At 35.3% G+C, this 20,414-nt stretch carries 17 protein-coding genes; 2 read left to right on the forward strand and 15 right to left on the reverse strand.

What is annotated here, in order from left to right:
* Positions 1-111: 111 nt before the first annotated feature.
* Together BLP44_RS20315 and BLP44_RS20320 are read right to left on the reverse strand one after the other, a co-directional pair.
* Positions 112-870 carry a methyltransferase domain-containing protein gene (locus BLP44_RS20315; protein WP_091135625.1) on the reverse strand — a complete coding sequence of 253 codons (759 nt, stop codon included), beginning with the start codon at positions 868-870 and terminating at the stop codon, positions 112-114.
* 116 nt (positions 871-986) lie between these two features.
* Entirely contained in the window at positions 987-1,382 is a 396-nt protein-coding gene (locus BLP44_RS20320; RefSeq protein WP_091135629.1) for a DUF5958 family protein, read from the reverse strand.
* 230 nt (positions 1,383-1,612) lie between these two features.
* On the opposite strand from BLP44_RS20320, the gene BLP44_RS20325 reads away from it, so the two are divergent.
* A complete protein-coding gene (locus BLP44_RS20325; protein ID WP_091135631.1) occupies positions 1,613-3,022 on the forward strand; it encodes an APC family permease in 1,410 nt (469 codons plus the stop codon).
* 71 nt (positions 3,023-3,093) lie between these two features.
* On the opposite strand, the gene BLP44_RS20330 is transcribed toward BLP44_RS20325, so the two are convergent.
* The 7 genes from BLP44_RS20330 to dinB form a co-directional block, all read right to left on the reverse strand.
* Entirely contained in the window at positions 3,094-3,495 is a 402-nt protein-coding gene (locus tag BLP44_RS20330) for an MFS transporter (RefSeq protein WP_091135634.1), read from the reverse strand.
* Positions 3,496-3,652: 157 nt separating this feature from the next.
* Positions 3,653-4,114: a DUF1810 domain-containing protein gene (locus BLP44_RS20335; RefSeq protein WP_008466885.1), complete on the reverse strand. Its 462-nt coding sequence runs from the start codon at positions 4,112-4,114 to the stop codon at positions 3,653-3,655.
* Between the two features lie 161 nt (positions 4,115-4,275).
* Positions 4,276-4,902, reverse strand: a complete 627-nt coding sequence (locus BLP44_RS20340; RefSeq protein ID WP_008466884.1) for an alpha-ketoglutarate-dependent dioxygenase AlkB family protein — start codon at positions 4,900-4,902, stop codon at positions 4,276-4,278.
* A 7-nt stretch (positions 4,903-4,909) separates the two neighbouring features.
* Positions 4,910-5,686 (reverse strand): exodeoxyribonuclease III, encoded by a 777-nt coding sequence (gene xth / locus BLP44_RS20345; RefSeq protein WP_091135637.1) that lies wholly within the window; start codon positions 5,684-5,686, stop codon positions 4,910-4,912.
* Positions 5,687-5,735: 49 nt separating this feature from the next.
* Entirely contained in the window at positions 5,736-7,115 is a 1,380-nt protein-coding gene (locus tag BLP44_RS20350; RefSeq protein WP_008466882.1) for an exonuclease domain-containing protein, read from the reverse strand.
* A 130-nt stretch (positions 7,116-7,245) separates the two neighbouring features.
* Complete coding sequence (locus BLP44_RS20355; protein ID WP_091135640.1) at positions 7,246-10,305, reverse strand: DNA polymerase III subunit alpha; 3,060 nt, start codon at positions 10,303-10,305, stop codon at positions 7,246-7,248.
* Between the two features lie 2 nt (positions 10,306-10,307).
* On the reverse strand, positions 10,308-11,489 hold the full coding sequence (gene dinB, locus BLP44_RS20360) for a DNA polymerase IV (protein WP_066032574.1): 1,182 nt from the start codon (positions 11,487-11,489) through the stop codon (positions 10,308-10,310).
* 89 nt (positions 11,490-11,578) lie between these two features.
* Between dinB and BLP44_RS20365 the strand changes: the two genes are divergently transcribed.
* Positions 11,579-12,352 (forward strand): XRE family transcriptional regulator, encoded by a 774-nt coding sequence (locus tag BLP44_RS20365; RefSeq protein ID WP_008466879.1) that lies wholly within the window; start codon positions 11,579-11,581, stop codon positions 12,350-12,352.
* 154 nt (positions 12,353-12,506) lie between these two features.
* Here the strand turns inward: BLP44_RS20365 and BLP44_RS20370 are convergent, their stop codons facing one another.
* From BLP44_RS20370 to kdpB, 6 genes are all read right to left on the reverse strand, one after another.
* Positions 12,507-12,650: a hypothetical protein gene (locus BLP44_RS20370; protein WP_244511827.1), complete on the reverse strand. Its 144-nt coding sequence runs from the start codon at positions 12,648-12,650 to the stop codon at positions 12,507-12,509.
* A 206-nt stretch (positions 12,651-12,856) separates the two neighbouring features.
* A complete protein-coding gene (locus BLP44_RS20375) occupies positions 12,857-14,572 on the reverse strand; it encodes an ATP-binding protein (RefSeq protein ID WP_091135644.1) in 1,716 nt (571 codons plus the stop codon).
* Between the two features lie 248 nt (positions 14,573-14,820).
* Positions 14,821-15,942, reverse strand: coding sequence for a sensor protein KdpD (locus BLP44_RS20380; protein ID WP_091135697.1), 1,122 nt, complete (start codon positions 15,940-15,942; stop codon positions 14,821-14,823).
* 146 nt (positions 15,943-16,088) lie between these two features.
* Positions 16,089-17,165 carry a porin gene (locus BLP44_RS20385; protein WP_091135647.1) on the reverse strand — a complete coding sequence of 359 codons (1,077 nt, stop codon included), beginning with the start codon at positions 17,163-17,165 and terminating at the stop codon, positions 16,089-16,091.
* A 460-nt stretch (positions 17,166-17,625) separates the two neighbouring features.
* Positions 17,626-18,177, reverse strand: coding sequence for a K(+)-transporting ATPase subunit C (locus BLP44_RS20390; RefSeq protein WP_091135650.1), 552 nt, complete (start codon positions 18,175-18,177; stop codon positions 17,626-17,628).
* Between the two features lie 87 nt (positions 18,178-18,264).
* Positions 18,265-20,322: a potassium-transporting ATPase subunit KdpB gene (gene kdpB, locus BLP44_RS20395; protein ID WP_091135654.1), complete on the reverse strand. Its 2,058-nt coding sequence runs from the start codon at positions 20,320-20,322 to the stop codon at positions 18,265-18,267.
* Between the last annotated feature and the right edge of the window lie 92 nt (positions 20,323-20,414).

Genomic DNA, 20,414 nt, shown 5'->3' on the forward strand with positions numbered 1-20,414 from the left:
TAATAAAATTTATCTTATAATTTTAGTAAAAAAAATAATGTAAAAACAATAAAATTTCTGTTTTGAATAATTTTGTTTAAGATTGAAGATTGGCTTTATCTAATAGATTAATTAAAATTTAGCATAAATAATTAATCTTCTAAACGCATAGATAGAAGGTACAACAGGAAAATACGCATTTATTCTTTTTTTGAATTCGGCTGTTAATGATGCAAATTCATTTTCTCCCAATCTTTCTTGATAAACTGTTAGAGCAGATCCTGAAATGAAGTTAAAAAAGTCGTCTTTTTTATTAGAAATTATAGGGTAAATCTTCTCATAAAGCGCTAAATCTTTACCGTCATTTTCAAACAATATTTTAGCATATTCATCTAAAGTCAATACGGGAGAAGGACGCGTCCAATTTTTGAGATAAGAAGCAAAAGGTTCTTCTTGAACCAATTGTAAAAGTATTTTGTTCAAAATGTTTTCATTTTGTTGTGGCATTTGGACAGCCAGTTGTCCGCCTGGATTTATGCGGGATATAATTTTTGGAAAAAGTTTGTTATGATTATCAATCCATTGCAATGCAGCGTTTGAGAAAATTAAATCCCATTTGGTTTCATCTTCAATCTGTTCTAAAATTGTTTTTTCTTTAAATTGAAGATTTTCCTGTACTGGAGCTTTTGCCAGCATCTCGGCAGAATTGTCAATGCCAAGAATAAACGGATTGGTCAATTTTTGATGCAATTTTTGGGTAAGTTCACCCGTTCCGCATCCAAGATCTATAACTTTTAGATTAGGTTTGTCAATAATATGACTTGTAAGATCATCAAAAGGCTTAGAACGTTCTGCTTTAAATTCGTTGTATTTTTTTGGATCCCAAGTCATAGTATTGTTTTTATACTTAAAAATAAAGAAAATTTTTAATGCTTGGAAATCAAGGTAGAGATTACTTCATAAAATAAAATGAATTACAGAATCTTTGTTGCTGAATATAGTATTTTTTAATCAAGTTCATGCCAAAAATGACCACATCTATTTTTACATTCTCTACTTCTTCTTTCTGTATCCGTAATTTTAAAAATCCAAAGTAAAGAGCCTATTACTTTTTTATTTTCATTTTCGGGTAATGATGCTAGTTTATTGAAAGCAACTTTAGTGGGATAATTTTTCAAGATTACAATTGGAGTATACATTGGTTTTAGGGGAATGGTATTAATTGCTCTTTTATAAGTGTTGGAATTATAGTCTGTTTTGTTTGGGATAGAATTGAAAATATAAAATTGAAGAGTTTTGAAAACCTCGTCAAAACTATATTCATCCAATAATAGTTGTAAACCTATATTGAAATCCATTTTGTCTTGAGCAGTTTTATTGATTATTTCTTCTATTTTTTTCAATTTCTTTATTTTTTATTAGACAATCTGTAGAGATCAAATATATAAAAGTTGAAATTACAAATGTTGATTTATATATGATTTTGAAATTCACTTTTGTTTGCATAAAGGATAGGAACGGCATTAAAAGTAAATCATGATAAATATGGTTTTTTAAGAATTTATAGAATTTATAATTTGAAGATTAAGATTTCCAAAAAAAGTATATCTTTAGCCAACCTAAACCAATAAAAATGCAAGAAAACGACCAAGAACATTTTAAAAGAGAACTCGGACTCTTAGACGGAACCATGCTTGTGGTTGGCTCTATGATTGGATCTGGGATATTTATAGTAAGCGCCGATATCGCCAGACAAGTAGGTTCGGCAGGATGGCTTACCTTAATCTGGCTTTTGTCCGGATTTATTACTGTTGTCGCAGCAGTTAGTTACGGCGAATTGAGTGCGATGTTTCCAAAAGCAGGAGGGCAATATGTTTATTTGAAAGAAGCTTATAACAAACTGATTGCTTTTTTGTATGGCTGGAGCTTTTTTGCAGTTATTCAAACTGGAACCATTGCGGCTGTAGGAGTAGCCTTTTCTAAATTTGCAGCTTATTTGTATGAGCCGTTAAGTGATGAAAATATTCTGTACGAGCTAGGAGCTTTTAAACTAAACGCAGCTCAACTAGTTTCAATTTTAACCATTATTATTCTGACTTTTATTAATAGTCGCGGAGTAAAAAATGGAAAAATTCTGCAAACCGTTTTAACAATAATAAAAATTTTATCGCTGCTAGGATTAGTTGTTTTTGGATTAACGCTTGCCGCGAAAGCTTCTGTTTGGGATGCAAACTGGGTTGACGGATGGAGCACAAAAACATTTGACAAAGAAAGCGAATCGTGGCTGCCAATTAGTGGAACTGCTTTGATTTCTGGAATTTCGGCAGCAATGGTGGGATCACTATTTTCTAGTGATGCCTGGAACGGTGTGACTTTTATTGCGGGCGAAATTAAAAATCCAAAACGAAATGTAGGTCTTAGTCTGTTTCTAGGAACCTTTATTGTGACGTCTCTTTATGTTGTAACAAACCTTATGTATTTGGCTGTAGTGCCGTTTGATGAAATTGCAACAGCAAAATTTGACCGTGTCGCAGTTGTGGCCTCAGATTATATTTTTGGAAATATCGGAGCGCTGATTATTGCCATTATGATTATGATCTCAACTTTTGCCTGCAACAACGGATTAATTATGGCTGGCGCCAGAGTATATTATACCATGGCAAAAGACGGTTTATTTTTCAAAAAAGCAGCTGTTTTAAATAGTTCAAGCGTTCCTGCTTGGGCGCTTTGGGCGCAATGTATCTGGGCTTCAGCTTTGTGTCTGACAGGGAAATATGGCGATTTATTGGATTTTGTAATTATCATTGTATTGATTTTTTACATCCTGACCATCTACGGAATTTTTATTCTAAGAAAAAAAATGCCAGATGCAGAAAGACCATATAAAGCATTTGGATATCCATTTTTGCCAATGTTATATATTGTGGTTGCATCGGCGATTTGTATTTCGTTATTAATTACAAAATTTTCAACCTGTGGCTGGGGAGTATTAATTATGCTAACTGGAATTCCAGTGTATTATTTAACAAAACCAGCTGAATAATAATTTTTGTTTCAATTGAAACAAAATAAAAAAGCATCTTGAGAAATCAAGATGCTTTTTTATTTTAAAGTCTAATTAGATAAATCATTGGTAATTCTTTCCTCGGTAGGTCTCAGATAAAGAAGATAAACAATGAGGAGTATTCCAAATAGGATAAATTCGGGTTTTATGAATAGTATCAAAAAGGCAGCGCCTTCTAGAACTGCCCATCGCATAATAGAAGCAGCTTGGTAAACAGGCAATTTGTCTTCAAGTTTTAGTTTCGGGTCAATCTGTTTTAATTGAGCCTTAAATAATATACTGCTCAAAACAAAGGCAAGAACAGGAATAACAAGATATAATATTGAATTCGAATCAATAGCAGGAATGTTTAGTGTTTCTAATGAAATATCTCCTACAATGAAATACGCGATAATTGTTCCTGCACAAATGCCAAGATGGATGATTTGTAAAGTTTTGATTTTTTCATTCATAATTTGGTTTAGATTTGAGGTTGATTATGCAAGTTAATGCTAATTATTTTTAAATAAACAAATTAAGATCTTGATTTTAGTAAATGATATAGTTGCAAACAAAAAAAGACACTAAAATTAGTGTCTTTTAAATGTAAATAATCGTTGTGAATTCTTGTTATAATGTAACAGGTTCATCAACAGATTTTATAGTTGAATTAATAATAGACAAAGTAAGCGGATCTTTTTCTCCAGAAAAGAAAGCCTCCAGAATTTCCTGAAATATCGGATTTGCATTTTCTATCAAAGAAAATAAAGTCATGCAAGAACGCAATTTTCGAGCATCTAAGTCTCCAAAAATTCCATCAGCCGATTTCATTTTAAAGGTTAATAATAATTCTGAAATTTCAATTAAATGTTTTCCTAAAATCGGATGCTCCAAATAATCTGAAGCTTCTTTTAAATCATTAATGGCATAAAGATTTGCAGTATCGCTTTTTCCTAAACCTTTTATTTGCGGAAAAATGAACCACATCCAGTGCGTTTCTTTTTTCCCTTTGCTGATTTCAGAAAGAGCGGTAAGATAAAGTTTGTTCTGTGCGTCTAAGAAACGCGCTAAATCATTGTTCGAATAAGCCATTACGGTATTGTATTTTAAAAAAGGTTGCAAAAATAGTAAAAAAGATAGGTTTTGCCTAATAAAACGTTCATACAGTGCATGTTTTAACTTTTTAAAGAAGGAATATCCTACTTCGTTTTAGATAAAAAATGCTACTTTTTAAGAATTCAATTCTATAAAAATCAAAGATTTCGATTGGTTCTTCTAAAGGTAAGATTGATCCTTGGCAAGACATCACGAGCTGTTTTTGGAACTTGATGCTGCCAATAACTATTAGTTGTTCCTGCCATTAATAAAAAAGAGCCGTGATGCAACGGAATTTCAATTGTTGGAATCTCTTTCCTGTATTTATGACGGAGTTTAAACATTCGAGTCTCTCCAAAAGTGACCGAAGCAATAATCGGATTTGGCCCCGTATTATGTTCCTTGTCGCTATGCCATCCTACGCCATCATTTCCATCTCGATATAAATTGAGCAAAACAGTATTAAAATCTAGCTGTGTTTCTTTTTCAACGCGGCCTCTAATTTTTAATAATTCATAAGTCCAATCTGGCCCTTTTGGGTCTGCTCCAACATTATCTTTATCTTCGTACCAGGCAATCATTCTAGGAACAGTATAGGTTTTATCGTAAATTTCCATTTGATGTTCTCTCCATTTGGTCTTGCGAAGAATTCTTTCATAAAAAATATCAGACTCTTCTTTTGAAAAAAAGTCATCGATTAAAATCAGTTCAGAATCTGGGATGTCAAATATTTTTTTTCCTCCCAAACCAGTTGTAAACAATTCGGTGTCGTTAAATAGTGTCATTTTCCAATTATATTTTGTCAATTTCAATCCACACAGGAGCGTGATCGCTGGTTTTTTCCCAGCCTCGCACATGACGGTCAACGCCGCCAGCATTCAATTTTTTTGCTATTTGCGGACTTAATAAAAAGTGATCAATTCGCAAACCCGCATCACGCTGATACGCATTTCTGAAATAATCCCAAAACGTATAAATTTTCTCATTAGGATATAATTTTCGAATGGCATCTGTCCATCCTTGAGAAACAATAGTTGCAAATGCATCACGGATTTCCCTTCTAAAAAGGGCATCATTGACCCATTTTTCAGGTTTATAAACGTCCAGTTCTGTTGGCATTACATTATAATCGCCAACCAATATTACAGGAACTTTTAATTTCAATAAAGTTTCGGCACGATGCGCTAGACGATTAAACCATTTCAATTTGTATTCAAATTTTGGCCCTGGATAAGGATTTCCATTTGGAAGATAAAGACACGCAATTACAATTCCGTTAATCAAAGCTTCGATATAACGGCTCTGGACATCTTCCTCATCGCCTGGCAATGCCCTGGTTATTTCTTCAATTTCCATATTCCGCGCAAGAATGGCAACGCCGTTCCATTGTTTTTGTCCGTGCCAGATAGCGTTGTAACCTGCATCATTAATGGCTTTAAGCGGAAATTTATCCTGCGGTGCTTTTAATTCCTGTAAGCATACAATATCAGGAGTGGCTTCTTCAAGCCAGCGTAACAAAACATTTAATCTCCCGTTAACTCCGTTTACGTTATAAGTGGCTATTTTCATAGTAGATTTTCAATTAGTTCTAATCTTAAATTTACGGCTTTTCGGAATTTTATTTTACAAAGTGTTTGTTAAAGAATACTTTACGTGGATATTTTTCGGCGTAAGCAAAAATCAACTGGTCAATATATTGATTGCTTTTGTAAGGTGTGACGTAACTTTTTACTTCATCAGAATCGTTGATTGCCACATCTCTTGAAATATATCCCATTCCGTAGAAACGGCCATTTTCGATCCAGATACAGCTTCGTTCATCTGCAGATCTTCCTTTGTCGATTATGGCAAAACTCGGTCTGTTATTTAATAAAAAAGCAATTGCATTATCCACTTGCTCGTTATGAAGTACAGGATCTGGCAGTTCTTTTATTTCTGGCGTATAAAAAAACTCGCCTTCTTCAGGTCTCGAATATTTGCAAAAACGGTGGTCAATTTGAAATTGTTCCGCCAAACTTCTCAATAAATGAATTCCAGTATGCTGATTATTAAATTCATGAATACAAGTTTGAAATTTACTCAGTTTTCCTATTGCAAGATATTTATAACCATTTCGAGCTTCATATTGGTAAATGCCAAATTTGGCTTCAAAACGTTTTAAAGCTCTATTATAAGTTGGCCAAAGTTTTTTGATTTCGGTACATTCCAAAAGAAGCGCCATGAGTTCAGTGGCACAGACTTCAAAAGAAATTCCATGAATATCTCTTAAAAAATGCTGTCTTTGAGGTTTGATATTATTTCCTGTAAAATGTGAAGTAACACGTTTTTTCAGATTAACTGCCTTTCCAACATAAATTACTTTTTTCGCCTGATTATAAAAATAATATACTCCAGGTTTATCAGGCAAACTATTAAAATCTTCTTGTGGTAAATTTGGAGGCAGACGCTGATCGTGTGCCGTTTTCTTAATCATTTTTTCAATTTCTCCAGCATCATCCCATTCTAGTAAAAGTGAGAACAATAAGGCAGTAGCATCTGCATCGCCGCCGGCACGGTGTCGGTTTTCTAAATTGATATTTAAAGAATTACAAAGGTTTCCTAAACTATAAGAGCCTAAACCTGGCTTGATTTTTCTAGCAGCGCGAACGGTACAAAGTTTTTTGGCAGACCATTTAAAACCAGCTTGTTCCAGTTGATGATGCACAAACGAATAATCAAAGTTAACGTTATGCGCAACAAAAACACGATCAGTAAGCATTTCTAAAACCTTCTCTGAAATATCATCAAAGATTGGTGCATTGGCAACCATTTCATTATTAATGCCCGTTAGTCCAAAAATAGAAGGAGGAATGTCCTGTTCAGGATTTACAAGGGTTTCGTAACGATCCAATACATTTTTACCATCATGAATAATGATCGCAATTTCTGTAATGCGGCTGCCACTGGCATTTCCGCCTGTGGTTTCAATATCGACTATAGCATATTCCTGATTCTTCATTTGTATATAACGTAAAATGTTCTATTTCTGTTGTTTAGTTTTTAATCTCGCAAAGTCGCAGAGACGCAAAATTTTTATTTTAAAAAAACTTAAAAAGAAAACTTTGCGTCTTTGCGAGCAATTTTCATCACTAAGAATTAAACTTCATTCGATGTCTCGGCATATTGATTTCGTGTTCTGACGGATAAGGCGCTCGATGCGTCATGCTGACATCTTCTTTAATCTGATTTTGTGTTTTATATTGATCTTTAGCGTCCATGTAACGCGGATCTGGAATAAAAGGCATTTTTGCCATTTTGATAATCGTAATGGTAGGGAAGTGGTAATCAACCTCAACATTTCCTAACAAAAGATAACAACCTCCGCCTTGAAAAGGATATTTTTCTAAACTATCAGGAAAATGGGCTGTATCAAAGTAAGTGCCTTCGTGATCAATCCAAGTTCCGAAATACATGGTTCCTTTTTTGGTTGGAACGTGTTTTCTGGAAATGAGATAAGCGAGCATTCTAACCTGTTTTTTATGATATTTCACTAAATCTTTTGCCATAATATCTCCGCGGTGTTTGGTTTGTAAAAGATCAAAAACAGTGCAAGAAACTGGGAAACTCAAAAGTTCAATTTCATCAAAAGCATCTTCAAAAATAGAGCGCTCCAATGTTGGAAGTTTATATTCTTTGACAGGTTCCTGTAAAAGCTTTAGATTTCTATTTTCGGGTTTAAAATTGTTTAAAAGCAAACTTGCGCTTATCAAAAGCTGATTTTTTGTTTTTCCTGTAAAACGGAAAGCGCCAATGAAAATAAGAACTTTAACACCTTCAATGCCTATTGGAATGCGATTGATGAAATCTTCCAAAGAAAGATATTTGCCATTTTTTTCTCTTTCGGATTCAATTAAATGTGCAATTTTAGATTCTAAACTCTGCAAATGCATAAAACCAAGATAAATATCAGTGCCGTACAAAGTAGTCTGATATTCACTTTTGTTCACACACGGATTATGAACAGTTCCGCCAGACATTCGCGCTTCGTGCACATAAACTTCAGTTCTGTAAAATCCGCCTTGATTGTTGATTACCGCAGTCATAAATTCGACAGGAAAATTCACTTTCAAGTATAAACTCTGATAACTTTCAACGGCATAAGAAGCCGAGTGCGCTTTACAGAAGGAATATCCCGCAAACGACTCGATCTGACGGTAAATTTCCTGACTTAACGCCAACGAATGTCCTTTTTGGGCACAGCTGGCAAAGAAATTATCTTTTACTTTTTGCAATGCTTCAAGCGATCTTCCTTTTCCCGACATGGCACGACGCAGAATATCTCCGTCTGGAGCGGGAAGTCCGCCGTAATGCTGAGCAATTTTAATTACATCTTCCTGATAAACCATAATGCCGTACGTTTCGCCAAGATGTTCTCTGAAAACTTCATGAAAATACTCAAACTGAGTTGGATTGTTATGACGGAAAATATACTCTTTCATCATTCCCGATTGTGCAACTCCAGGACGGATAATAGACGATGCCGCGACGAGAATTTTATAATTGTCACAATTCAATCGGCGTAATAATCCGCGCATTGCTGGACTTTCGATATAAAAACAGCCAATTGTATTTCCTTTTGCCAAATAAGAATTACAAACGGCCTCGTCTTTAGAAATCGAAGTATCGCGAATATTAACTTTTATACCTCGATTTTTGGCAATCAGTTTTACACTGTCATCAATATGTCCGATGCCGCGCTGGCTTAGAATATCAAATTTGTCAAAACCAATATCTTCGGCAATATGCATATCAAAAAGCACAATTGGAAAACCTTTTGGAGGGATTTCCAAAGGCGTGTAATTGGTAATTGGTTCTTCAGAAATCAGAATTCCGCAGGCATGCATGCTTCGCTGATTAGGATATTTACCCATCATTTTTCCGTATTCCTGCACCAGTCTTACGATTTTGTTTGTTGGATGAAGCTCTTCTGGATTTTTTGCCAAAAGATCCAATTCTTCTTTCGGAAGCCCAAAAACTTTTCCGACTTCCCTAAAAATAGAACGGTATTTAAACTCGACATTCGTACCGCAAAAAGCAACATGATCTTTACCATATTTTTTAAATATATACTCTAAAATTACATTGCGTTCCTGCCAGCTCCAATCAATATCAAAATCGGGCGGAGTTTTACGGTTTAGGTTTAGAAAACGTTCAAAATATAAATCCAATTCGATAGGACAGATATCTGTAATTCCGAGACAATAGGCTATAATACTGTTGGCACCGCTTCCACGTCCAATATGCATAAAACCTTGACTATTACTGTACTGAATTATATCCCAAGTAATTAGAAAATAACCGCTGAATTCTAATTCGTCAATTACTTTTAATTCTTTTTCCACGCGAGCTTTTGCTTCAATATTTTCGTTCCCGTAACGTTTTTCAAATCCTTCCCAAGCTAATTCGGTCAGTTTTTCTAAATCTTTTTGACGGTTTTCGGTGTAGAATTTTTTATTCTTTTTAGCTGCAAAATCATATTGAAAATCACAATCGTCAATGATGCGTTGCGTATTCGAGATGATTTCAGGATATTTTTCATAAAAAGGCAGAAGAGATTCTGCGGGCTTCATCAGATCAGAAGCTTTACAGTAATCAGCTTCTGTAAGTTTCGATAAAATAATATTCGTGTCAATAGCCCGAAGCACTTTATGCAGATTGTATTCTTTTTTAGTTCTAAAAGTTACAGGCTGCAAAATCACCATTTTGGAGATTTTATTTTTATGTTTTGATGTCAGAAGACTTGAAACTTCTTCGGGACGGACTCCAATAAATTCATTTTCAAACAGTGTTTCGGGAGCATTTTCTAAAGTATAAATCACAAAAGACGAGTCAAACTTCGGAGCTCGAAAAGGCAGAGTTTCTCCGCTGAAATTATGATTCGTTAAAAAACGGTTCATTTCTGCCAAGCCTTCTGCATTTTTAGCCAGACCAATATATCGGAATTCATGATTGCATCGAAATTCCATTCCCACCAAAGGTTTAATTTCTTTTTCCTGACATGCTTTTATAAAATCATAAATTCCAGTAACAGTATTAATATCTGTTAATGCCATTGCTTTTATACCGCACAGAACAGCTTCGGCAATCAATCCCTTAAGCGGAATCGTGCCGTAACGCAATGAATGATATGAATGGCAATTCAAATACATGATTATTTAATACGTTTTAAAATTTCGTCTTTAGTATTCGGTTTAAAATGGGCTCCAGCACAGCGCATTACGGCGTCATAACCGTAACGGTTTTTCATTTTATCCATAGCGGCATAAAGCGCAAGCATTTCTTGAGTATCTTCAAAAAGGTCAATTTGATACGTTCCGCGTACCAATCCGCTAAAGCGAACGCCAATCAAACGCAGACGCATACGACGCTGATACACTTTTTCAAAAAGTTCTATTACGTTTTTGGTCAAAACATGATCGGCAGAGGTATAAGCAACTCGGCATTGTTTGGTTTCGGTATCAAAATTGGCATAACGTATTTTGACCGTAACGGTTGAAGTTAGCCATTGTTCTGATCGAAGCTGAAAAGCTAGTTTTTCGACCATCCCAAGAAGCACTCTTTTGAGTTTGTCCATGTCAATTGTGTCTTGAGAAAAAGTGTGTTCTGTCGAAATAGATTTTCTTTCGCTGTAAGGTTCTACAGGGGTATGATCAATTCCGTTGGCTTTTTTCCAAAGTTCCAAACCATTTTTACCGATCATTTGTTGTAAAACCTCAGCAGGCATTTCGGCCAAAGTCTGGATTTTACGAACGCCAATTCGCGACAAAAGCTGAAAAGTCACTGCTCCAACCATTGGAATTTTCTGAATCGAAAGCGGATTTAAAAAGTCTTGTACTTGTTGTTCTGGAATTTCAAGATTTCCTGTCGGTTTACCTTCTCCAGTAGCAATTTTCGAAACGGTTTTATTAATAGATAACGAAAAACTAATAGGAAGCCCAGTTTCCTTAATTACCTTTTGCGCGAGTTCATTCGTCCATTTATAACTTCCGTGAAATTTATCCATTCCGGTAATATCCATATAAAATTCATCGATGCTGGCCTTTTCTAAAACAGGTGCTTTTTCCTGAAGAATTTCAGTTACATCATGAGACAATTGTGAATACAATTCCATGTCGCCCTTCATCACTTTTGCAGTTGGACAAAGTTTTAAAGCCATACGAATAGGCATGGCAGAACGAACTCCATGAAGACGCGCTTCATACGAACAAGAGGCTACAACACCACGTTCTCCACCGCCTATAATAAGTGGAATTCCGTTGAGTTCAGAGTTTGTTCTTCTTTCACAGGATACAAAAAAGGTATCCAAATCCATATGTACAATTGCCCGTGCCATTTTTTCCTTTTGTTTTTGTATGAAACAAAATTAGTACAGATTAGAACATTTTTAGTATATTTGCTGTTCCAAATTATAACAAATTAATTATGTCCTTATTTTCAGACAACATCAGAGCATTAAGGGTTAAGCATAAAATATCACAAGAAAAATTAGCTGAAAACCTGAGTATTACAAGAGGAAGATACGTGAAATACGAAGATGGAACTTCGGAAGCACCGTATGACATTTTAAAGAAAATTGCATTGTATTTTCATATGAGTATTGACTTGATATTATCTGTCGATATACGTAAAATTGATGTGCAAAATTTAATAAAACTGGAAGGCAACCGACTTATTTTACCGATTCAAGTGGATAGTTTTGGAGAAAATTATATCGAAATTGTATCTCAAAAAGCAAAAGCCGGTTACCTCAACGGATATGCTGATCCAGAATATATTGAAAGTTTACAGCAGATTACACTTCCTTTTTTAGGACCAGGAAAACACCGCGGATTTCCAGTTGAAGGCGATTCAATGCCACCGCATGAAGACGGTTCCATTATTATTGGCCGTTATGTGGAAAAGCTGGGAGAGGTGATGGACGGTAAAACCTATATTCTTATCACTAAAAATGAAGGAATAGTATATAAACGTCTCAATAAAAACAAAAAGAATAGTTTGGTTTTAGAATCTGATAACAGTTTTTATCCAAATTATGAAGTGAAAGCTTCTGAAATTTTGGAGATTTGGGAATACGAATGTAACATTGGCCGTTCGGATAAAAAACAAGAAACTACAGAAACTGGAGCAATGAAGGATTTGCTTTTAGAATTGAAAAGAGAAGTTAGGGAAATCAAGAATAATACTTCAAATACATAATTTTTTTTCCGCCACGAATTCACGAATTATTTCAAATAAAAATTCGTGAATTCGTGGTTAATAAATTTACACAAAGCCATTCAAAAATCCTTTTAATCTGTGCAATCTGTGGCTTAAAAACTTTGTGCCTTAGTGCCTTCGCGGCTAAAAAAAACTAAAAAACCTTAGCAAATCCTAATCCGTATTGCTTTCCATTATAAAAAGGCATTATCATAGAAGTCGATTTATTTTCAGAAGAAGATTTAAACAATTTCTTAGTAATATACGGATTGATCCAATACGCAATTTTGGTGCTCAAAATTCCAGATTGATGATTTTAAGTGAAAAAGTCCCAGCGGAACGATATGTTTATAGAAAATTCATAAGGCGCGTTTTTTAAGCCCCAGCGGGGTGAAATATGCCGCTCCGCCGGAGCCTATTATCTACGTGAATCAAATTAGCTATAAATATCTGGCTTCTCCGAAGCTCTTTTAATATTTTTTCTTTTAATAATTCACAATTATTCTAAACCATCAATGTAAACCAAAATGTACTTCCCAATCCAAGATTACTTTCAACACCAACGCTTCCATTTTGCGCTTCAATAAACTCTTTGCTGATTGCTAATCCCAATCCCGTTCCAGATTTCTGGCTTCCTGGAACCTGAAAATATTTATCGAAAACTCGATCTTTATATCTTGTGTCAATTCCTTTTCCAGTATCAATAACCTGAAAAACCATCTGATTGTTTTCTTCTTTTAGTTTGATAAGAATCGTACTTTTTTCAGATGAATATCTGATGGCATTCGATAAATAATTAATTAAAACCCAGCCTGTTTTTTCTGCATCGGCTTTTACATTTTTAAGGTTTTCATCGGCGTCAACAACCAATTGAATCTGTTTTTGATCAGCTTGGACTTTTACGGCTTCAACGGCATATTTTACAATTTCGTACGGATTGCTTTTCCCAATATTCAGCTGAATGTTTCCAGTTTCCAATTGTGATAAATTGAGCAATTCGCCTGTAATTTTCAATAAGCGCTGACTGTCATCTTTAATGCTTTCAACCAATTGTTTCTGATCGTCGTTCATATCGCCCGTTTTTCCATTTTCAAGCAATTGAAGACTTAATTTTATAGAAGCAATTGGCGTTTTTAATTCGTGTGAAACAGTGGCAATGAAATTCGTTTTGGCAAAATCCAATTCTTTAAAAAGCGTAATATTTCGCAGAATAATCACATCACCAATATTGATTTCTCTTTCTTCGCCCGTTGGCGTTATCGTGATATTATGAATTTCTTTTTCAAAATAACTTTCTTTTCCGTGAGCAAAAATTTTGAGAGGCTGTTTTTTCGGAGTTTCACTTTCTTTCAGAATCAAAGAACGAATCAAATCATTAGAAACCGCTAATTCAGAAGCATGTTTTCCGATAATATCTTCCGATTTTAGACCGATAATTTTCAGTGCTTCATCATTTACAAACAAAACAATCCCTTCGTTATCTAAGCCAATAATAGGATCGTTCATATTATTAATTAATGTTTCCAGTCGTTTCTTCTCAAAAAGAAGCTTATAGACATTGCTGTCATGATATTCTTCAAGCTTTTGCGCCATCGTATTGAATGATTTGGCAAGATCTCCAAATTCGCTATGACTTGTAAAATGAACGCGTTCGGAATAATTTTTATTCGCAATTTCCTTAATACTTAGCGTTAATTCTCTAATCGGATTGGCAATATTATTAGGCAGATTCACCAATAAGTTAAAAGCAATCAGAAAGCATAAACTTCCCACAATCGCAATTGATAAATTGGCTGTTTCAGCTGAATGTTTGGCAATGTCGCTCTTCTGCTTTATGGCGTCCAAATTCAGTTTCATAATCGCAAAAATATCCTGACGAATCTGTGTTTTTACAGTTTCGTCGGAGTTGTTTTTGTTTAAAAGAGCAAAACTGGCTTTCAGCTTTTCGGTAGCCTGTTTTTCGCCTGGTTCCGTAATATTTTGAGTCTGCTTTTCGAGATTTTCCTCAAAACTCTGAATCGTTTCTTTAGAACCCGATTTCATTTCGTCCAAAGCCAAAATCATATTTCTCGAATATTCCAGCGTATTATAATTCGATTTCAGGATGTTTTCGGTGTCCTGCTTAATCAGAAAAACAGAATAAGCACTCACTAACGAGAGAATGATGATCATTAAAAATAACAATCCAACACCCAGATTCAATTTGGTTTTAATTCTCATTTTATAAAAACATTTAATTTTTTTTGAACATATAAGTGATATAAAGAAATATTAGAGTTGTTTTCTTAACCGCAAAGAGCGCTAAGGTTTCGCAAAGCGCGCAAAGATTGGGTAAAAACTTTGCGACCTTGCGACTTTGCGAGCAAAAACTCTAGCGAACTTTGCGTAAATCATTGCGCTCTTTGCGGTTAAAAACTCAACGTCCTGTATTAAACGAACTTATATAACTTATATGGTTTAAAAACATTTCACGACAGAATAACAAGATCAACATTTGATAAAGACAATTTGTTTAGCAGACGCCTGAATATTGTTGTAGACAAAATTACTTTAAACAAATTAAAATGCGGTTTTCCGATGCACACAGTTGTAATTTGTTTTTCTTCTACCGTTGTCAAAATAGCATTTGTAATATTTGAATTTTCCAATTTAATAACTTCCGCGCCTAATTGTACAGCGAGTTTAAAGTTATTAATTAAATGTCGTTGTTTGTCGAGTGCAATTCGGTTACTGCTTTCTTTAGGCGTTTCGACATACAAAACATACCACGATCCATTGTAATAACTGGCTAATCGAGCCGCTTTTCTAATAATAATTTTAGCAGTTTTTTCATTGCTGCTAATGCAAGCCAAAAGTTTTTCATGCCGTAAAGCATGCAGATTCGGAACTTCGCTTTCTACTTTTCGAACCACCTGACTTGCCACTTCTTTTAAAGCTAATTCACGCAATTGCAGAATTTGTTCCGATTTAAAAAAGTTAGCTAAAGCTGTCGGAATTTTATCTGACGTATAAATTTTTCCTTCTTTTAATCGAGCAATTAAATCCTCTGAAGTCAAATCGATATTTACAACTTCATCTGCCAGACGTAAAACATTATCAGGAATTCGCTCCTGAACATCAATATTGGTAATTCGTTTTACATCTTCATTTAAACTTTCAATATGCTGAATATTCACGGCTGAAATTACATTAATTCCAGCGTCTAAAATCTCTAGAACATCCTGCCAGCGTTTTTCATTTTTGCTTCCTTCAACGTTAGTATGCGCCAATTCATCAACAATAACCACTTCTGGTCTAAGGTTGATGATGGCTTGAACGTCGAGTTCTTCGAGTTCTTTTCCTTTATAAAAAATAGTCCGCCTCGGAATAATCGGAAGACCAGCCAATAACTCATGCGTTTCCTTCCGCATATGCGTTTCAATGTAGCCTATTTTCACATCGATTCCGTTTTTCAATAACGAATGCGCTTCCTGAAGCATACGAAAAGTTTTGCCCACACCGGCACTCATTCCAATGTAGATTTTAAACTTTCCCTTTCGGGATTTCTGAATCAAGTCCAGAAAATGCTGTGCGTTATTTTCGTTTTCCATGTTTTTTGGTTTAACCATTAAGATATTAAGGAAGTTAAGCTTTTCTTTGTCTGCAGAACATTAAGCTTAATGTCCTCTATTCTAGATTAAGATCAGGTGCAAAAACTTAATTTTCTTAATCTCTTAATGGTAAAAAAAATTAATGTTTAGAAACTAATTGCCAAAGAAGTTGTCACAAAGGTATTTATATCTGTTGGCTGGTTATTTTTTGTGAAAATTTCATCTTTACTTGACAGATTTCTGGCTTCAATTCTAAACATAACATTATCGGCTACTAAGTAATCAAAGTTAGCTGAAAATCCGTAAGTTTTAAATCCGTTTGGTGTTTCTGTCGCGATGATAACACCTTTTTCATCACTATAATATTCTCCTCTTGCGGCAAGCTGAATTTTATCAGTTGGTTTGTATTGCAGAATTACAACAGGAGAGAACCAAACATCATATTTCTCACTTCCTTTAGCCGATTGCTGAGAACCAATATCAAAACCAGTCGTTAAGTTTACTTTTTCAACCACTTTAAATTGTCCGTAGAAATTATTAAAATAACGCCATTTTTTATCTACATCTGGCTGTTCGTTTCCAACATAAGTACTCCAGTTCAAAATAACCCGATCAGATGGTTTGTAAGTAACCTGAGTTCCAAAAGCTGGTGTTTGATTGCCATCTATTTTCTGAATTCGCTGCCAACCGTTCAAATACATCGCAGCCAAATACCATTTTCCAGAATCAGAAGTATAACCAATTTTTACTCCAGCTTCATAATAAGGCGAATTCTCTGCCAGAATGCTTCGGGTTAAATTGGCGCAATCTTTTCCAATCGCGCTTTCAAAGCCAATATGCGAAGGCATAATTCCGGCATCAATCCATAAATCATGTTTTTTCGAAATCTTCACGCCTACATTCGCTTCATAAACATTTTGCAGTAAATCCTGTTCAGCAGACATATTATATTGTGCATAAGTTCCCGCCATCAATGCTAAATTTGCTCGGACATTTCCTTTCGAATAATTCACTTTTGCCAAACCCAAATTCAGGTTGACTTCATTGCTTCGATTATAATTATAAAAAAAGCCCGGTTTTGTATGATTCTCCGGCTTCCCGAAATCATAACTATAATAAACGTCTACATATCCAGAAAACGTAAACGGACTTTTAGATTCTTCTTGTGCATGTAAATTGCTAAAACCAAAAGCGATTAAAGCAGTAAGTATTATTTTTTTCATATGTCATTGCGAGGAACGAAGCGATCTCGTCCTCTTAATTTAAATTATTAGTAGATTTTTTAGGAGCTAATCCCGCTATCCGTTTCAATCTTTTGTGCCGAACCCCGGCACAAAAGGATTTCCACTACTATCGGGGCTAGGGCATTTGGGGTAAAAAGGCGTTATTGTATTACAATATTTTTCATATCCTAACAGGTTTCCAAAACCTGTTAGGTATTATTTAAAGTTTCAGTTTTTTGATTCCAATTCACGTCATTTTTGTCATCCGAGTAACAAGGGATTCCGCAAGTAGCTCGACAAAGATTGGCGATTATGCAGACTGAGTTTCGAGTGTGATCCTTCGTTCCTCAGGATGACAAACTGTGTAGTTACTCTGTTTATAATTCCTAACAGGTTTCTAAAACCTGTTAGGAAAAAAAACTTAGTAGCTCAGTATCTTAGAACCTTAGCAACTTAGAGCTTAGCGAAGCTGATCCAAAGCCACATTCAATTCCAAAACATTCACCGTTTCAGGTCCAACAACGGCCGAATTAATTTTAGATTCCACCAAAGCTTTTACTTTAGCTTCAGCTAAATTTCTTTCTTTAGCAATACGCTTCACCTGAATCAAAGCGCCTTGCGGAGAAATATTGGGATCTAATCCACTTCCTGAAGCTGTAACCATATCAGCAGGAATATCAGATTTTTTCAAATAAGGATGAACCAATAAAAGTGTATCAATTCTTTTTTGAACCAAAGCCAAATATTCAGCATTGCTTGGTCCTTTATTGCTTCCGGCGCTTCCCGCAGCATTGTAATCGACAGCCGAAGGTCTTCCCCAGAAATAATTTGATTTGTCGAACTTTTGTCCGATTTTTTGATAGCCAACGACTTTCCCGTCAACCGAAATAGTTTCTCCTTTTCCTTGATTGGGAGCTAGCTGTCCTATTCCGTAAATGGCTAAAGGGTAAATAACTGCGAATAGAATTAATGTAACCGCAGTAAGTTTTAGTATTGAGAATATAGATTTCATTTTTTTGTTTTTTAAGATTCTGAGTTGCTAAGTTTCTAAGATGCTAAGAAAGAAAACTTAGAATCTTAGCGTCTTAGTAATTTTTGTTTACATAAATAAGGCAACAATTATGTCAATCAGTTTGATTCCAATAAAAGGAACAATCAATCCTCCAAGCCCATAAATCAAAAGATTACGTTTTAAAATGGCACTTGCCCCAATCGGACGATATTCAACACCTTTCAGCGCAAGCGGAATCAAAATCGGAATGATGATCGCATTGAAAATCACAGCCGATAAAATGGCACTTTCAGGGCTATGCAAATGCATAATGTTCAAACCTTGAAGCGCAGGAATTGCAGTAATAAACAAAGCAGGAACAATCGCGAAATATTTTGCAACGTCGTTAGCGATTGAGAAGGTAGTCAAAGTTCCTCGAGTCATTAAAAGCTGTTTTCCAATTTCAACAATCTCGATCAACTTGGTTGGGTCGTTGTCAAGATCGACCATGTTTCCTGCTTCTTTTGCAGCTTGAGTTCCGCTGTTCATGGCAACTCCAACATTCGCTTGCGCAAGGGCAGGGGCATCATTTGTTCCGTCTCCCATCATCGCAACCAATCTTCCTTCAGCTTGTTCTTTTCTGATGTAATTCATTTTATCCTCAGGTTTTGCTTCAGCAATAAAATCATCAACACCAGCTTTTTCGGCAATAAACTTAGCCGTAAGCGGATTATCTCCTGTAACCATAACCGTTTTGATTCCCATTCGGCGTAAGCGTTCAAAACGTTCTTTCATTCCAGTTTTGATAATATCCTGTAATTCGATTACACCTTGGATTTCATTGTTTTTTATTACTACTAAAGGCGTTCCTCCGTTTGAAGAGATTGTGATTACCTGCTGCAAAGTATCTTCAGGAAAAGTATTCCCAGCTTGTTCTGCTATTTTTTTAGCAGCATCTTGAGCCCCTTTTCGAATATTGGTTCCATCTTTTAAAATCACACCCGAAGTTCTGGTTTCAGCAGTAAACTTGATAGTGTGCGCGATGTCAGAAGTAGTTTGTAAAAACGAGGCTTTCGTTTCACTTTTTACATCAATCATTTCACTTAACTCGAGAATACTTTTCCCTTCCGGAGTATCATCAGCAAGCGAACTCAGCACAGCCGATTTCACAAAGTCATCAAAAGAAATTCCTTTTGTTGGATAAAAATTAGTCGCTTTTCTGTTTCCAATTGTGATGGTTCCTGTTTTATCCAAAAGCAAAACATCAATATCTCCAGCCGTTTCAACCGCTTTACCAGATTTTGTAATGACGTTGGCACGTAAAGCTCTGTCCATTCCCGCAATACCAATCGCAGAAAGCAATCCTCCAATTGTCGTTGGAATCAAACAAACGAACAGTGCAATAAAAGCAGCGATTGTAATAGGAGCGTTGGCATAATCGGCAAATGGTTTTAGCGTAACACAGACAATCACGAAGATTAAAGTAAATGCGGCTAATAGAATTGTCAAAGCAATTTCGTTTGGTGTTTTCTGACGGCTCGCACCTTCAACTAAAGCAATCATTTTGTCCAAAAAGCTTTCGCCAGGTTCAGAAGTTACTTTTACTTTAATTTTATCAGACAATACTTTTGTCCCTCCAGTTACCGAAGATTTATCTCCGCCGGCTTCACGAATTACTGGAGCACTTTCTCCCGTAATGGCACTTTCGTCGATTGTAGCTAGCCCTTCAATAATTTCTCCGTCAGCAGCAATTAAATCACCCGCTTCGCAAATAAAAATATCATCTTTTTTTAATGTCGAAGAACTTACATTTTTGATTTCTCCGTTTGGGAGAATTTGTCTGGCAGGAGTTTCTTCTCGAGTTTTTCTTAAACTGTCAGCTTGTGCTTTTCCTCGAGCTTCAGCAATCGCTTCAGCGAAATTGGCAAACAAAAGCGTTGCAAATAAGATTAGAAAAACAATGAAATTGTAAACAAAACTGCCCTGATCGTTAGCGCCCATTAAGATCGAAACGCAAACTGCAAACATAATGGCAGTTCCGATTTCTACGGTAAACATTACCGGATTTTTTACCATCATTTTTGGATTCAGCTTCACAAAAGACTGCAATAAAGCTTCTTTTACCTGTTTGCTTTCAAATAATGATGTGGATTTATTAGTTGTCATTTTTTTATATTATTTGGTTGACTTTTTTCTAAACACATAGAAACATAGATTTTACTTCGAGATAAAGACGTTTCACTTGCATCAATACACAT

The sequence above is a fragment of the Flavobacterium anhuiense genome (assembly GCF_900101855.1).
GTDB lineage: Bacteria > Bacteroidota > Bacteroidia > Flavobacteriales > Flavobacteriaceae > Flavobacterium > Flavobacterium anhuiense.

Bases quoted from the DNA above. Each gene is read 5' to 3' on its own strand.
- BLP44_RS20315 (WP_091135625.1), bottom strand. From the start codon at position 870: ATGACTTGGGATCCAAAAAAATACAACGAATTTAAAGCAGAACGTTCT.
- BLP44_RS20325 (WP_091135631.1), top strand. From the start codon at position 1,613: ATGCAAGAAAACGACCAAGAACATTTTAAAAGAGAACTCGGACTCTTA.
- BLP44_RS20330 (WP_091135634.1), bottom strand. From the start codon at position 3,495: ATGAATGAAAAAATCAAAACTTTACAAATCATCCATCTTGGCATTTGT.
- BLP44_RS20335 (WP_008466885.1), bottom strand. From the start codon at position 4,114: ATGGCTTATTCGAACAATGATTTAGCGCGTTTCTTAGACGCACAGAAC.
- BLP44_RS20340 (WP_008466884.1), bottom strand. From the start codon at position 4,902: ATGACACTATTTAACGACACCGAATTGTTTACAACTGGTTTGGGAGGA.
- xth (WP_091135637.1), bottom strand. From the start codon at position 5,686: ATGAAAATAGCCACTTATAACGTAAACGGAGTTAACGGGAGATTAAAT.
- BLP44_RS20350 (WP_008466882.1), bottom strand. From the start codon at position 7,115: ATGAAGAATCAGGAATATGCTATAGTCGATATTGAAACCACAGGCGGA.
- BLP44_RS20355 (WP_091135640.1), bottom strand. From the start codon at position 10,305: ATGTATTTGAATTGCCATTCATATCATTCATTGCGTTACGGCACGATT.
- dinB (WP_066032574.1), bottom strand. From the start codon at position 11,489: ATGGCACGGGCAATTGTACATATGGATTTGGATACCTTTTTTGTATCC.
- BLP44_RS20365 (WP_008466879.1), top strand. From the start codon at position 11,579: ATGTCCTTATTTTCAGACAACATCAGAGCATTAAGGGTTAAGCATAAA.
- BLP44_RS20375 (WP_091135644.1), bottom strand. From the start codon at position 14,572: ATGAGAATTAAAACCAAATTGAATCTGGGTGTTGGATTGTTATTTTTA.
- BLP44_RS20380 (WP_091135697.1), bottom strand. From the start codon at position 15,942: ATGGAAAACGAAAATAACGCACAGCATTTTCTGGACTTGATTCAGAAA.
- BLP44_RS20385 (WP_091135647.1), bottom strand. From the start codon at position 17,165: ATGAAAAAAATAATACTTACTGCTTTAATCGCTTTTGGTTTTAGCAAT.
- BLP44_RS20390 (WP_091135650.1), bottom strand. From the start codon at position 18,177: ATGAAATCTATATTCTCAATACTAAAACTTACTGCGGTTACATTAATT.
- kdpB (WP_091135654.1), bottom strand. From the start codon at position 20,322: ATGACAACTAATAAATCCACATCATTATTTGAAAGCAAACAGGTAAAA.